This window comes from Streptococcus sp. HMSC34B10, from assembly GCF_001839505.1.
GTDB classification, from domain to species: Bacteria; Bacillota; Bacilli; order Lactobacillales; family Streptococcaceae; genus Streptococcus; species Streptococcus peroris.
This window is the reverse complement of record NZ_KV841556.1, coordinates 206254-220883: the sequence shown is the minus strand read 5'-3', so window position 1 is coordinate 220883 and position 14630 is coordinate 206254. Positions and strand designations below refer to the sequence as shown.

Annotated in this window: 14 protein-coding genes and 1 pseudogene; 1 reads left to right on the top strand and 14 read right to left on the bottom strand. The window is 42.2% G+C overall.

The window, feature by feature from the left end; translation table 11 throughout:
- Nucleotides 1-3: 3 nt before the first annotated feature.
- The 10 genes and pseudogenes from HMPREF3237_RS06675 to HMPREF3237_RS06630 form a co-directional block, all read right to left on the bottom strand.
- A complete protein-coding gene (locus HMPREF3237_RS06675) occupies nucleotides 4-684 on the bottom strand; it encodes an ABC transporter ATP-binding protein (RefSeq protein ID WP_070889265.1) in 681 nt (226 codons plus the stop codon).
- A complete protein-coding gene (locus tag HMPREF3237_RS06670) occupies nucleotides 681-1256 on the bottom strand; it encodes a TetR/AcrR family transcriptional regulator (protein WP_006155739.1) in 576 nt (191 codons plus the stop codon). Before HMPREF3237_RS06670 ends, HMPREF3237_RS06675 begins: the two co-directional genes overlap by 4 nt.
- 147 nt (nucleotides 1257-1403) lie before the next feature.
- A pseudogene (locus HMPREF3237_RS08840) lies at nucleotides 1404-1607 on the bottom strand (aldo/keto reductase); the annotation flags it as partial.
- A 104-nt stretch (nucleotides 1608-1711) separates the two neighbouring features.
- Nucleotides 1712-2926, bottom strand: a complete 1215-nt coding sequence (locus HMPREF3237_RS06660; protein ID WP_070889264.1) for an ABC transporter permease — start codon at nucleotides 2924-2926, stop codon at nucleotides 1712-1714.
- Complete coding sequence (locus tag HMPREF3237_RS06655; RefSeq protein WP_070889263.1) at nucleotides 2923-3816, bottom strand: ABC transporter ATP-binding protein; 894 nt, start codon at nucleotides 3814-3816, stop codon at nucleotides 2923-2925. The genes HMPREF3237_RS06660 and HMPREF3237_RS06655 overlap by 4 nt, the downstream gene beginning before the upstream one ends.
- A gap of 197 nt (nucleotides 3817-4013) precedes the next feature.
- A complete protein-coding gene (gene pheT, locus HMPREF3237_RS06650) occupies nucleotides 4014-6419 on the bottom strand; it encodes a phenylalanine--tRNA ligase subunit beta (protein WP_070889262.1) in 2406 nt (801 codons plus the stop codon).
- A gap of 131 nt (nucleotides 6420-6550) precedes the next feature.
- Complete coding sequence (gene pheS / locus HMPREF3237_RS06645; RefSeq protein ID WP_070889540.1) at nucleotides 6551-7597, bottom strand: phenylalanine--tRNA ligase subunit alpha; 1047 nt, start codon at nucleotides 7595-7597, stop codon at nucleotides 6551-6553.
- A gap of 276 nt (nucleotides 7598-7873) precedes the next feature.
- Nucleotides 7874-8590 (bottom strand): LD-carboxypeptidase LdcB/DacB, encoded by a 717-nt coding sequence (gene ldcB, locus HMPREF3237_RS06640; protein ID WP_070889261.1) that lies wholly within the window; start codon nucleotides 8588-8590, stop codon nucleotides 7874-7876.
- Nucleotides 8591-8601: 11 nt separating this feature from the next.
- Nucleotides 8602-9063 (bottom strand): HIT family protein, encoded by a 462-nt coding sequence (locus HMPREF3237_RS06635; protein ID WP_070889260.1) that lies wholly within the window; start codon nucleotides 9061-9063, stop codon nucleotides 8602-8604.
- 1 nt (nucleotide 9064) lies between these two features.
- Complete coding sequence (locus tag HMPREF3237_RS06630; RefSeq protein ID WP_070889259.1) at nucleotides 9065-10102, bottom strand: M42 family metallopeptidase; 1038 nt, start codon at nucleotides 10100-10102, stop codon at nucleotides 9065-9067.
- A 133-nt stretch (nucleotides 10103-10235) separates the two neighbouring features.
- Here HMPREF3237_RS06630 and HMPREF3237_RS06625 point away from each other — a divergent pair, with 133 nt between their 5' ends.
- Nucleotides 10236-10775 (top strand): DUF1307 domain-containing protein, encoded by a 540-nt coding sequence (locus HMPREF3237_RS06625; protein WP_070889258.1) that lies wholly within the window; start codon nucleotides 10236-10238, stop codon nucleotides 10773-10775.
- A 37-nt stretch (nucleotides 10776-10812) separates the two neighbouring features.
- Here HMPREF3237_RS06625 and brnQ read toward each other — a convergent pair whose 3' ends face one another.
- From brnQ to pepV, 4 genes are all read right to left on the bottom strand, one after another.
- A complete protein-coding gene (gene brnQ, locus HMPREF3237_RS06620; protein WP_070889257.1) occupies nucleotides 10813-12138 on the bottom strand; it encodes a branched-chain amino acid transport system II carrier protein in 1326 nt (441 codons plus the stop codon).
- 161 nt (nucleotides 12139-12299) lie between these two features.
- On the bottom strand, nucleotides 12300-12581 hold the full coding sequence (locus HMPREF3237_RS06615; protein WP_070889256.1) for a rhodanese-like domain-containing protein: 282 nt from the start codon (nucleotides 12579-12581) through the stop codon (nucleotides 12300-12302).
- A complete protein-coding gene (locus HMPREF3237_RS06610; protein ID WP_070889255.1) occupies nucleotides 12578-13168 on the bottom strand; it encodes a uracil-DNA glycosylase family protein in 591 nt (196 codons plus the stop codon). Before HMPREF3237_RS06610 ends, HMPREF3237_RS06615 begins: the two co-directional genes overlap by 4 nt.
- A 53-nt stretch (nucleotides 13169-13221) precedes the next feature.
- Nucleotides 13222-14622 carry a dipeptidase PepV gene (pepV, locus tag HMPREF3237_RS06605; RefSeq protein WP_070889254.1) on the bottom strand — a complete coding sequence of 467 codons (1401 nt, stop codon included), beginning with the start codon at nucleotides 14620-14622 and terminating at the stop codon, nucleotides 13222-13224.
- Nucleotides 14623-14630 lie beyond the last annotated feature (8 nt).

Below are 14630 nucleotides of genomic sequence, written 5' to 3'. Positions count from 1 at the left end.
GGCTTACCATCCAATCTCATAAGCAGTCTGAGGCTGATCATTAGTCACAATTTGGGTAATCTTGCCACTATTGACACGAATGATGGTTCTGGCCATATCCGCAATATTTTGGTTGTGTGTCACCATGATTAAGGTAAAGCCCAATTTTTCCTTCAACTTCCAGATATAGTCCAGAATCTTGCGCCCTGTTTCTTCATCCAGGGCCCCCGTCGGCTCATCTAAGAAAAGGATCTCTGGCTTTTTAGCCAAGGCCCGAGCAATGGATACTCTCTGCTGTTCCCCACCAGACAATTCACTTGGATACTTATCTAGCTTATCGCCAAGACCCAAATCTTCGATAATCTGCAAAAAATCATGATTGTTTGCCAGGTCAGCTCCCATCTTTACATTTTGTCTGACCGTCAAATTAGGCAATAAATAATACTGCTGAAAAATAAAGGCAATCTTCTCACGTCTAAAGGCTGTCAATTGAGCATCTGTGAGCTGCGATAAATCCTGTCCTTGAATGAGAATATGCCCCTCATCTACCTTTTCTAATCCCGACAATACGTTTAAGAGGGTTGACTTTCCTGATCCAGAAGGACCTAGGATAACTACATCATCCTGGTCTTGAATCTGCAAATCAATACCTTTTAAGACCTTGGTTTGGCCGTAACTTTTGTGAACATTTTCTAGTTGAATCATTTCTTTCCTACCATTTCTTTGATGAGAGATTGACAAACTTCTGTCAATAAACCAATCACTTCTTCCATGCTGAACTGATAAATACCAGAAGCAACCATAGAGGCCATACCGTGTGAGTAGATGAATAGATGCTGGTACAAGCGACTAGCTTCCTCTAGCGTCAACGGATAGTCTGCGACAATCGAATCCAGAACCAATTGGTAACTATGATCCTTCATGGGAAGAAAATCTTGAAAGCGACGAATCGGATCTTTGCTAGGATTTTGGAAAAGCAATTGAAAAAGTTGGGGCTCTTTTGAGGCAAACAGGATATAAGCAACTCCGACAGATCGAAAAGGCTTCTCATCTTCTAAAGCCTTTCGTATATACTCCACCACCACCATCTCCGCAGCAACAATAACCTCTGCTTGTAACTCAGCCATATTTGCAAATTGCCCAAAAATGACTCTTGGTGTGGCTCCCAATTTCTCTGCTAATGCTCGAGCCGTCAAACTAGCTATTCCCTCTTCTCTCACCAATTGTAAAGCTGTCCCAATCATAGCCTCTTTACTAAATTTAACCTTAGGTGGCATAAGACTCCTTTCACGCAACGTTTGTTGCGCAACGTTTGTTACCTAAAAGATTACCATAACAAAGAAAACTTGTCAAGAAAAATCTGTAAAGCATAGTACAAAAAAACCAGCTCACTGATACAAGTGACGTCTGGTATACTAAATCTATTCCCGAAGATTCGAACGGCACTTGAAAACTTTACCCAGCAGGACCTCACACTGGCCAAAGCCATAGATATCCGTTAGGTCAAAGGTGTTGATGCCAATCGACAAGGCCGCCTCCACCTCATCTTCACTCATCTGGTTGATCAGCATCATCCCAAGGACAATGATTAACAAATGCTCATTTTCAGCCACATCCATATAGTTCATGTCCTTCTCCTTTTCATTCTTTTTTCATTATAAAGTAAAGAAGACCAGACAGCAATGAATTCGCAAAGCAAAAACACCTCCAGTATTCACTGAAGGTGCCTCTTTTAGCGATAGCTTAAAGCTCGTTTAAAGGTTTTCCAGATACCTAAATCATCTGTTTGGAGGACTAGGCTAGCATAGATACGGGCAATAAGCACTGTTCCCACGATGGTAAAGAGGACCGCAATTCCTAAAGAAGCCCAAGATTCAAGACCAGTCGCATAGCCATTGATGGTACGGAAAGGCATGAAGAAGGTTGAGATAAAAGGAATGTACGAACCGATCTTCAATAAGAAGACATCTCCGGCACTTCCCAAGGCGGTTACCCCAAAGAAACTAAAGATGACTAACATCATCAGTGGCGAAATCGCTTTTCCCGAATCTTCAGGTCGTGCTACTGTGGAGCCTAAGAAAGCAGAGAGCACCACATACATAAAGATCCCAGTAATAATGAAGAAGACCGTATTAAGCGAAATCGACTCTGCTAGGTGCTGGGTAATCGGAGAGTTTGGCGCGAGGATATCCTTGACAACAGGGATATCTGCTCTAAAGATCCAAACAGTTACCAAACCAATCACATAGACAAAAATGTGGGTAAAAATCACTCCGAAGAGTCCGAGCATGCGTGCAAAGAAATAGTCGGTTGCTTTGATACTGGAGAAGACCACTTCCATGATCTTGGTTCCCTTTTCGCTGGCCACTTCTTGGGCTGTGATACTAGAGTAGAAGATTAATATCATATAAAGCAACATTCCCAGACCACCTGCAACCATGGTTTGTACCATTTTCAAGCCTTCTTTTTTTTCATCAATTTTTTCTTTGAGAGAAACCTGTTGAGACAAGGCCGTGACTTGTTCTTTGCTTAGATTGGCACGCGCTAGATTGATTCCTTGTTGGACTTGGCTTAACTTCGCAGAGACAAGGCTTTTCAATTCTGTTTTCATGGCTTGGTCGCCCACATAAGTAGCTTCTAGCTGGCCATTTTTTTCATCTACCGTTAGGTAAGCAGCGGCTTTTTCATCCTTGATGGCTTTTTTAGCTGCAGCTTCATCTTTGTAGTCCAAGGTCAATCCATCGGTCCCTTTGAGGCTTTCTTTGACAGCTGGCACTTCTGTCACCAAGGCCACCTGGTTCTTCGCATCTGTAGAAGAATCCGTTAGATAACCGATTCCAACGCCCAATCCTAAAAAAAGGAAAGGGCCCAAGACCATGAAGAGAAAACTCCATGATTTCACTTGTCTGATATAGGTTTCTTTCATTACGACAAACATCTGTTTCATACTTCTACTCCTGATTCAAGTTTAAAGATTTCATCAATAGTTGGAGCTTGGTGGTCAAAGGTCGCAAGGTAGTGGCCCTTGGTCAAGCGATCAAATAATTCTGGACCAGCTGATGCGTCATCCAAGATCAGCTTCCAAGTCCCTTGCTTAGTCATGCTAACCTTAGTCACGTGTGGGAGAGCTTCTAGCTCTTCTTTGCTAAAGTCGTCAGAGACAAAGAGGCGGGTCTTGCCATAGCTATTACGGACCTCTTGGACAGGACCTGATAGGACAACCGAACCATCACGGATCATAAGAATATCATCACACAACTCTTCGACATTGGTCATGACGTGGTCAGAAAAGATAATGGTCGCCCCACGCTCTTTTTCTTCAAAGATGACCTGCTTGAGCAACTCGGTATTAACTGGATCTAAACCACTAAAGGGTTCATCGAGGATAATCAAATCTGGTTCATGCATTAAAGTAATGATCAGCTGAATCTTTTGTTGATTCCCTTTTGAGAGGCTCTTAATTTTGTCTGTCAATTTTCCCTTTACTTCCAGCTTCTCCATCCATTGAGGGAGTTTTTCTTTGATTTCTTTTGCATCCATGCCTTTTAACATCGCTAGGTAACGAACCTGCTCTAGAACTGTCAACTTAGGCATGAGACTGCGTTCTTCAGGCAAATAACCTATCCGAGCGTAAGTCTCCTGACGAATTTCCTGTCCATCAAACTGAATTTCTCCCTGATAATCCAAAAATTTCAAGATACTATGAAAAATAGTGGTCTTTCCAGCTCCATTTTTACCAACCAACCCCAAAATGCGCCCTGGTCGTGCTTGAATGTCAACACCAAACAAAACTTGCTTAGGCCCAAAACTTTTCTCTAGATTTCTTACTTCGAGCATTACCTACTCCTTTAAATTTATTATACTAATTATAATTTTTTAAAGTAGATATTGCAAGGATTTACTTACATTTTTATTGATAGGATGTACTGGCAATCTTTTATATCAAAATGAATAAGATTAAACTTTATTATATTTCCAATGATAGGTATTTACAAAGACAAAAAAATCCATCCTTTAGGATGGATTTTAGGTTTTTATCTTACTTCTGCATTTACTTTTTCTTCGAGTGAAGCTTGAATTTTTTCCATGTAGCGTGCGACTTCTTCGTCTGTCAAACTATCTTCTGGATTTTGGAAGGTCAAGCTGTAGGCCATAGACTTCATGCCAAGTCCTAGTTTTTCACCTGAGAAGACGTCAAAGAGTTTGATGTCTGTCAAACGTTTCACGCCTGCAGCTTGGATGGCATCAACCACCTCTTGGTGAGTCACTTCTGCTTTGAGGAGAAGGGCGATATCGCGGCTCACCGCTGGGAATTTGGTGATTTCCACAAATGGACTAGCTGGTTGAAGAGCTGCTTCAATAGCCGAAAGGTTAAGCTCAGCTACATAAGTTTCTGGGATATCATAAGCCTTAGCTGTTACAGGGTGGACTTGTCCCAAGACCCCAATCACTTGGTCCCCTAGTGAGATCAAGGCTGTACGTCCTGGGTGAAGGCTAGCGATTTCAGAGGTTGCTGTATAAGTCACTTCGAGACCCAAACGAGCAAAGAGGGCTTCAAGGATTCCCTTGGCATAGAAGAAGTCAACCGGAACGGCTGCAGTTTGGAAGTCTTTCTCAGCGACTAAACCAGTCAAGGCAAAAGCAAAGCTATTAATTTCATTTGGCAAGTCTTCTTTTGGATTACCAGTTTGCTCAAAGACTTTTCCAATCTCATAAAGAGCCAAATTCTTGTTCTTACGTGCGACGTTGTAGGCAACTGTATCCAAGATACCTGAAATCATGTTTTGACGGAGGACTGAGCGATCCACTGTCATTGGCCACATCAATTCTGTCAAATGACTTGGCTGAATCGTAAACTCTACTGCTTTTTCAGGAGTTGTCAGTGCATAAGTGATGATTTCTGTCAATCCAGCCCCTTCAGCAATAGTACGAACTTGGCGACGCAATTTCTGAGTTGCTGTCAAAGCACCAGCTGTACCATCAGAAACTGGAAGACTGGCTGGCAAGCGATCATAACCGTAGATCCGAGCGATTTCTTCAAAGAGATCTGCTTCAATCGAAATATCCCACCGACGACGAGGTACGCTCACTGTAAAGCTTTCTGCATTTCCAGAAAGGCCAAATCCAAGACGGCGGAAGACATCTTCGACATCGGCGTAGGAAAGCTCTGTACCAAGGACACGGTTGACGTCAGCAAGAGTCGAAGAAACTTCTACATCAGAAGTGTCCAACTGTCCTGCTGAAACGATACCTTTACGCACAGTCGCACCTGCAAGCTCTGCAATCAAGCTCGCTGCCGCATCTAAGGCTTCATTGACAGTAGCCACGTTGATCCCTTTCTCAAAACGAGAAGACGATTCAGAACGAAGGTTAAGGCGACCACTGGTCTTACGGATTGAAGTTCCATCAAAGACGGCAGCTTCAAGGACAACACGAGTAGATTTTTCAGAAATTTCTGTAGCCTCTCCACCCATAACACCTGCAAGGGCAACTGGTTTGTCAGCGACAGTGATGACCAAGTCAGCTTCTGCAAGTTCACGCTCTTCTCCATCTAAGGTTACCAATGTTTCACCAGCACGCGCTTCACGCACACGAATGTCGTTTCCTTCAAAGGTATCCAAGTCAAAGGCATGCATAGGCTGACCAAAGTAAAGCAGGATATAGTTGGTCACGTCGACGACATTATTAATCGGACGAATGCCTTCGTTCATGAGGAGATTTTGCAACCATTGTGGACTTGGCGCGATGGTCACATTGTCCAAGATACGGGCCGCATAATAAGGAGCCTTGTCTGTATCAATGCTGACAGAAAGAGCATCGGCTACAGATTGATCCGTTTCTGTTAAACTAAATTCTTTGAAGTTGACTGCCTTGTCATAGATAGCTGCTACTTCGTGCGCTACTCCACGCATAGAAAGGGCATCTGCACGGTTTGGAGTGATAGAGAGTTCAATAATTTCATCATCCAAGTCTAGGAAAGAAAAGACTTCCTCACCTGGCACGGCATCTTGAGGCAAAATTTGAATGCCATCTGCGAATTCTTTTGGTACAACTGAGTCAGAAATCCCTAATTCACCAAGTGAACAGATCATCCCAAGGGATTCCAAGCCACGGATTTTCCCTTTTTTAATCTTGTAGTTATCAGCGATACGAGCACCTGGAAGAGCCACCATGACCTTGATGCCTGCACGCACATTTGGTGCTCCACAGACGATTTGACGAGCTTCTTCTTCACCCACATTGACTTGGCAGACATGAAGGTGTGTTTCTGGCACATCTTCACAAGTCAAGACTTCTCCGACGACAATTTTTGAGAGACCAGCAGCAGGTGATTCCACACCTTCTACTTCGATCCCTGTGGTTGACATTTTTTCAGCCAACTCTTGTGATGGTACATCAATGTCCACCAATTCTTTTAACCATTTATATGATACTAACATAATTCTGATCGTAAGATCTCAATAAGTGAGACCTTTTTCAATTCCTTTCTTTTTCTTCGAGTCAGTCCTCACCATTTCTCGGCGAGAGAAAATGACTAGAACTGTATAGGACTGTTTTTCAAGTTTCAATCTTATTTAAACTGTTCTGAGAAGCGGACATCGCCTTGGTAGAATCCACGGATATCGTTGATTCCGTAACGAAGCATGGCTACACGCTCTTGACCAAGACCGAAGGCAAAACCAGAGTAAACACTTGCATCAATCCCACTCATTTCAAGGACACGTGGGTGAACCATTCCGGCACCCATAATCTCGATCCAACCTGTTTTCTTACATACATTACATCCGTCTCCACCGCACTTGAAGCATGAGACGTCAACCTCAACAGATGGCTCTGTGAATGGGAAGTAAGATGGACGCAAACGGATTTGACGCTCTTCGCCAAACATTTTTTGGACAATCAATTGAAGCGTTCCTTGAAGGTCAGCCATAGAGATGTTTTTTCCTACAACCAAACCTTCGATTTGGTGAAATTGGTGACTGTGGGTTGCATCGTCTGTATCACGACGGAAAACACGTCCTGGTGAGATCATCTTCAAAGGACCTTTAGAAAAATCATGGGCATCCATCGCACGCGCCTGAACTGGAGACGTGTGGGTACGGAGCAAGATTTCTTCTGTGATGTAGAAAGTGTCCTGCATATCACGAGCTGGGTGATCTTTTGGAAGGTTCATACGTTCAAAGTTGTAGTAGTCTTGCTCCACTTCAAAACCATCCACGACTTGGTACCCCATACCGATGAAGATATCTTCGATTTCTTCACTGGTTTGTGTAAGGACGTGACGGTGACCTGTCGCAACTGGACGACCTGGGAGAGTCACATCAATACTCTCACTTGCTAGTTGAGCTGCGACTTTCTTTTCTTCCAAAAGCTTAGCTGTTTCTTCAAAGGCAGCTGTCAAGATATCGCGCGCTTCATTGACGTGTTTCCCGATAACAGGACGCATTTCTGCAGAAACGTCTTTCATCCCTTTCAGGATTTCAGTCAGTGACCCTTTTTTCCCAAGGACAGAAACACGCAATTCTTGCATCTCTTTTTCATTTTCAGCAGTAATCTGCTTCAAGCTAGCTAGCGTTTCTTCACGAAGCGCTTTTAATTGTTCTTCAATAGTTGACATAATTCCTCCATCAGTCTCTCGTAGATAAAAAGAAAACCACATGCCAAAAACTCCACTCGGAGCGTTGACACGCGGTACCATCCGTTTTCATCTGACAAGTCAGACCTTTATTTCTGAATCCCTGCGCAAGTGAATTCACCCAGCTTTCATATAGAGAGCTTTCAGTCACGGCTCTCCTCCCTGATATACTTCCCCTGAGATACTAGTCTTGCAGATTCCTATTTAATTATTATTCATTTTATCAAATTTCAAGCATTCTTGCAAGGTATTTTGCGACTAATCAACATAGTCTCCACCTTCAAAGCCGTAATACTCTTCCAAACTGAGGCCACTTGCAGCAATTTCTTTGGCTTCTTTTCCGACGTAGCGAAGGTGCCATTCTTCAGCCATATAGCCTGTTTCTTTTTCCTTACCTTTGAGATAGCGAACGACAAAACCATAGTCTGCAGCATGATCTAAAAGCCATTGGGCAGCCTTTTCTTCTGTCACTAAGTTTCCATTTGTTCCTATTAGGTCAAAGGCAAGACCAGTTTGGTGTTCACTATATCCAGGCCGAGCAGAATAGCGGTCAGCCTCTGCCTTTCCGTCTTTGTTGACATAGTCCTGATAAAGTTGAGTTTGAGTTTCATAACTTCTGAAACCACTATAGTGGTCGCTGATTGGGAAACCTGCTTGCTGCATTGCTGCAATAAGTTTTAACAATTCTGCCTTTGCGGTAGGATTTTCTCCAGGATTATAATCTTTGGACATAGGATAATGCTTGTTAGCGACAACAATCTCATCATACTTACCTTGAATACTGAAGTGATCTCCTTTGTCTACTACTTCTGCCTTCTTTTGGCTAGCTTCATGAGACTTGCTACCAACAGTTCCTTCTTGTACAGTCGATTGCTCTGAAGAAGTTTTTGCGTCAGAAGTCTCTGTTTTTTCTTGTGAACAAGCTGCCAATGTCAAGGCTAATAAGCTTGATAAAACAAGATATCTTTTTTTCATGGTTTATCCTTTCATATGATAACTTTATCCAATTCAACAGATAACGATTGGATTAAGTTTTGTAATTGTTTTGGTTGCACTTGGCAATCTTCTGCTGCCATTTCTTCCCAAGGAACCCACCAGACTGGACCACGCCCATTAAGTCCGTGTCCCTTCATATCACCAGCTCGTCTTGGAAAAATATGCCAGTGAACATGAGCGTCTCCATTTCCCAACAACTCTACATTCATCTTTTCGGCAGAAAAAGCCTTAGAGACAGCTTCCTGAACCAGACTCATTTCCTCTAAAAAGCGGAGTTTGACAGTTGGATGTAGATGATGTAATTCTGTGACATGTTCCTTGACTAGAAAAAGAGTGTAGCCTTCAAAATACTGGTGGTCTCCGATGACAACATAGCCTGTTTCCAGTTCTTTTACAAAGTAGGGATTTTCCCCTGCCTTAATCAATTCAATTCGATCACAAATCAAGCACATTTTAGTTTACCAAGTCACTCTTAAGATAAGCATCTACCATACGCTCAGTAGCCACTACAGAATCTACATGAGTCCGCTCGTAAGAGTGACTAGACTCAATACCTGCACCAAGAAGAGCGTGTTTGACTTCTGCTCCAGCTGACATAGCTGCAGAAGCATCCGAACCGTAAAATGGATAGATATCTAGTTTAAATGGAATGTCTTGCTCTTTTGCTAGAGCTACCAAGTGTTGGCGGAATTCGTAGTGATAAGGACCTGAAGCATCTTTAACACAGATAGAAACTGTGTACTCGTCTGTCTGCTGATCATCTCCCATCGCTCCCATATCCACAGCCAGGTATTCGACAACTTGACTAGGAATACTTGAGTTAGCACCATGCCCCACTTCTTCAAAGACTGAAAAGGCAAAATGAGTAGTAATTGGAAGCTCAATCCCTTCTTCTTTATAGACTTTAAGGAGATTGAGGAGAATAGCTGCACTCACCTTGTCATCCAAATGACGAGACTTGATAAAGCCTGTATCGGTCACGATTGTTCGAGGGTCAAAGCTGATAAAATCTCCAACTTCGATACCGAGTGCGCGTGTTTCCTTATCATTGGTTACTTTTTCGTCCAAACGTACTTCCATATTGTCCTGCGTACGTTCAGCTGTCCCCGCATCCTTGTAGACATGGCAAGAAGTTTGGTGGATCAAAATCGTACCTGAAACTGTTTTTCCTGTACTAGCCACATGGACCGTACAATTTTCACCTTCAATCATATTCCAAGGATAGCCTCCAATACGGTCCATTTTGAGGCGACCGTCTGGTTTAATAGCACGAACGATAGCTCCCAAAGTATCCACATGGGCAGTCACATAGCGTTGTTGCTCGTCATTTTTACCTTTGATTGTTACGTTGACACCACCTTTGGCAGTACGGATTGGTTGATAACCTAGTTTTTCAAGAGTCTCAACTAAATAATTCGTAATTTCACGGGTAAAGCCTGTTGGCGACGCGATAGCAGTTAGTTCTTTAATATATTCTACAGTTTGATTCATTTCTTCACCTCTTCCTAATATTATATCACTTTTCCCTTTTTAGGCTGAGCAAAAATGAAAAACTTAGATAATTTGATTGCAAAAGTAAGCTGTGATATAATGAAGTTAGTTCTTAATTATGAAAGGTAAAGACATGAATAAATATTTTAAAATGACGCTTTGCTTAGTTCTACCATTAGCTTTTTTGTTGGGATGTTCAAAACAATCATCATCTTCATCAACTAGCTCAGCAAAAGGTGAAACTACACAGGTAGACTCTACTAGCCAACAAACTACAGAAAACAAATCTAAAGTAAAAACTGTGACCTTTGTAAATGATACTCATAGTGATCTTAATTCTACTTTAACATACACTGTAGATGGAGATAACGTATTGAAACATTCAGGTCATAACGTCTATGACCCAGAAGCTATCGGCACTACTGCAGAAACTCTTAAAGCATCCGTTGAAGAAGCTTATAAAGGCTATGAAGGCCTCAAAGGTGTTACTCATAGCATTGAGATTAAAGACGGAAAAGTCGTTCAACATACTGAAATTGACTTCACAGTTGCAAGTCTTGACGAACTTAAAAAAGCCTTACCAGATGAATACTCTGGTATTGGTGACAGTGTTAGCTTTAGCGCCTCTGAAAAAATGTTAAAAGATCTTGGATATACTGAAAAAACTAACTAAGAGTAATTGAAAAAACCTTGGCATAAGCCAAGGTTTTTTATTCCATTTCGAACGCTTCACTTTCTTGTTTATTTGGAAGAACGAGAGAAAGTAAGATTCCAACAATTGCTGGCACTAACCATGGTAGAGAGGCATCCGCGAATGGTAGCGCGTTAACGATATTTGCAAGAAAGTCAATCTTAAATGTAGATCCTAAAACACTGGCAATAGCAATGGCAGTGACAAGTCCAACAGTCAACTGCATACCTGGTTTAGAAAGGGCGATAAATTTGTTAACAATCACAATCATGACAATAGCAATCGTGATTGGATACAAGACAACTAGCACTGGAACTGAGTATTTGATAATAGCACTCAATCCAAGGTTTGCGATAGCAAAACCAATCAAGGTAAAGACAGTCGCATAAACCTTGTAGCTGATTTGTGGGAAGCGGTCGTTGAAGAATTCAGCTGTTGATACAATCAAGCCTACAGTCGTTGTGAAACAAGTCACAGTTACCATGACTGCAAGGAAAAATTGCGCTATCGAACCAAATATTTCTTGTGTTGCTTGTGACAAGATATAAACTCCTGGAGTTCCTTCGCTCATCACTTCAGCTGGTACTGGGAAATGATTTCCAAGGAAACCTAGGCCAATGTATAAAGCACTAAATCCTAAAGCTACAACGATTCCAACGACCCAAATAGTTGAAATGTATTCTTTCTTACTTGAAAATCCAAGCTGTTTCAAGGTTTGAACAGCGATAACACTAAAGGCAACAGAAGCAAGCGCATCAAGTGTATTGTATCCCTCAAGGAAGCCTGCACCAAAGGCCGAAGTTTGATAGGCACCTGATGCTGCTTGCGGTGCGTTCCCACCATATTTAAAGGCCCCAAGGATAACCAGAACAACAATCAAAATCGCGAATACTGGAGTCAAGATTCGTCCAATACGATCCAAAATCTTTGAAGGATTAAGGGCGATTAAATAGGCTGCAACAAAGTAGAGAATGGTAAAGGCAATTAAACCTAAACCCTTATCTGCTTCTGCTAGGAGGGGACTAATCCCTACTTCAAACGATGTTGTTGCTGTACGCGGAATGGCAAAAAATGGACCAATCGACAAGTACAAGGCTGCAAGATAAATCGTCGCAAACCATGGAGAAATTTTCTTAGAAATCTCATAGATATAACCCTTAGGATTCAGGGTCCCAATAATCAAAGTTAGGACGGCAATCCCAACACCTGAAAATACAAAGCCTGCAATGGCAGGAAGGAAGTTTTCTCCAGACTGTGCGCCTAGAGTTGGAGGGAAAATCAAGTTACCTGCTCCAAAAAATATTCCAAACAGAAGTAATCCTGTTAAAGCACCTTTTTTAGCCATAAACTCTCCTTATAAAATTAAAATACTTTCTTAGTATAACATGTTTAAAGGCATGAAAAGGCTATCTCGAAATAATTCTAAAATGTTTTCAATTTTCGGAATTTTAGAGCAAATAAAATCCCCTTGAAACTTTTTTATTTTGGTCTCAAAGGGAGATTTTCTTATTCTAAAGCATCCATGCCACCTTGGACATTGATAACTTCGTAGCCCTGCTCTGCAAGGAATTGACAGGCGCGTGCTGAACGCATTCCTGATTTACAAATCACGTAATAAAGCTGGTCTTTGTCCAGTTGTTCATAAGTATCAGCCAATTGACTGAGAGGTAAATTACGAGCACCTTCTAAATGAAGAACCTCAAATTCCTCTACTTCTCTGACATCCAGCACAGAAAGTGACTCTTTCTGATAAAGCTGGTAAAAATCGTTAAAAGTAATTTCTTTCATTTTGTTTCTCCAAGAATCTTTTTGACTATAGTCTTCAAATCAGGTAGAACTTCTTTCTCAAACCAAGGATTTTTTTTCATCCAGATTTGGTTGCGAGGTGATGGGTGTACCAGCGGGAAATAATCAGGCAAATAATCCTTAAAGCGATGCACACGATCCGTTACCTTACCACTGACCTTTTCATGCAGATAGTAGGCTTGGGCATACTGACCAATCAAGAGCGTTAATTGAATATCTGGCAACTCCTTCAAAAATTTTGGATGCCATTTTTCTGCAAAACCTGGACGAGGTGGTAGGTCACCAGATTTCCCATGTCCTGGAAAATAGAAGTCCATAGGCATGACTGCAAAGTAACCTGAATTATAAAACGTATCTTCATCCACACCTAGCCACTCTCGCAAGCGGTCCCCACTTTTATCCTTCCAGTAAAGCCCTGCTTCTTGAGTTTTGAGTCCAGGAGCTTGTCCAATGATATTGATACGAGCAGTCTTTGGTGCTGCAAAAAGAGGCTCGATTCCTTGCTCGGTATAGCTGGCATTCTGTGGATCTGCCATAATGGCTTGCTTGATTCTTTCGATTTGAGACATCTGCTTTCCCTCCAAAAAGAAGTCTAAGCATAAAATCTCGGACTTCTAGAGCATTATTTGATCAATTCGTAGATAGCTTCAGCGTAGATGGCTGCTGCACGGAAAAGATCGTCCAAGGCGATAAATTCGTTGGCTTGGTGCATGGTATCGATAGAATCTGGGAACATAGCACCGTAGGCTACACCACGCTCTAACAATCGTCCAAATGTTCCTCCACCGATGACTTGTTCGTGACCTTGAAGACCTGTTTGTTTTTCGTAAACATTCAACAAGGTTTGAACGAGTGGATCTTCCATTGGCACATAGTGAGGAGTGTGACCATGTTCAGAAAGGCTAACAGAATCAACAGGCAAGGTTTCAAGAACTGACTTGATTTGCTCTGGGCTTGTTCCTTTTGGATAACGGAAATTGAGGGCAATAGTATTGTCAGCACTTGTTTCGTCAAAGCGGAAGACACCCGCATTCATAGAAAGGGCTCCCATCTTTTCATCCACATGAGCAACCTTCAAATTCTTGCCTTCGTGGTCATTCAAGAGGATCTTACCAGCAATGTCGAGGTAGTCTTTTGCAGGTCCAGCAAAGTCAAACTGGCTAAGGAAGAGGGCAAGGTAAGTTGCACCATTGACACCTGAAGCAGGCATAGCACCATGGGCTGATTTACCAATTACAGTAACCTTGTACTGACCGTTCTCTTCTTGGATTTCTCCTCTGAGTTTGTGTTCTGCAACGAAAGCGTCTAGCTTGCCTTGCAAGTCAGCTAAGTCTCCTGAAATAACTGCCGTTGCTGATTCTGGCACCATGTTTTCACGCAAACCACCTGTAAAGCTATGAAGACGCGCTGCTCCTTTATTTTCACCTGCAAAGTGGAGATACTCTGTGATATTTCCCTTTTCACCATTGATGATAGGGAATTCCGCATCTGGAGAGAAACCAAAGTCTGGTTTTTCAAGTCCTACATGCTCAAAGTAGTAGTCCATATCTCCCCAACCTGATTCTTCGTCTGTTCCCACGATGAAACGTACCTTCTTTGAAGTTGGAAGGCCAAGTTCCTTGATAATTTTCAAACCATAGTAACATGCTGTAGTTGGTCCCTTGTCATCAGAAGCCCCACGCGCATAGAGGCGACCATCTTTGATAGTTGGAGTATATGGATCCGTATCCCAACCACTACCAGCAGGTACCACATCTAAGTGAGCAAAAATTCCAAGAACTTCCTTACCTTCACCAAATTCAAAATGTCCTGCGTAGTTATCTACATTTTTCGTTGGGTAGCCATCACGATCTGCGATTTCAAGAAATTTCTCCAAGGCTTTTACAGGGCCAGGTCCAAAAGGATGTGCTGCATCTACCTTACTGTCATCACGTTCTGAGTTGATCTCCAAGAGGCTAAACAAGTCAGCCAAGAGGTCTTCTTTGCGTTTTTCTACTTCTGCTTTAAAATCAATTGTTGTCATTTTTTCCT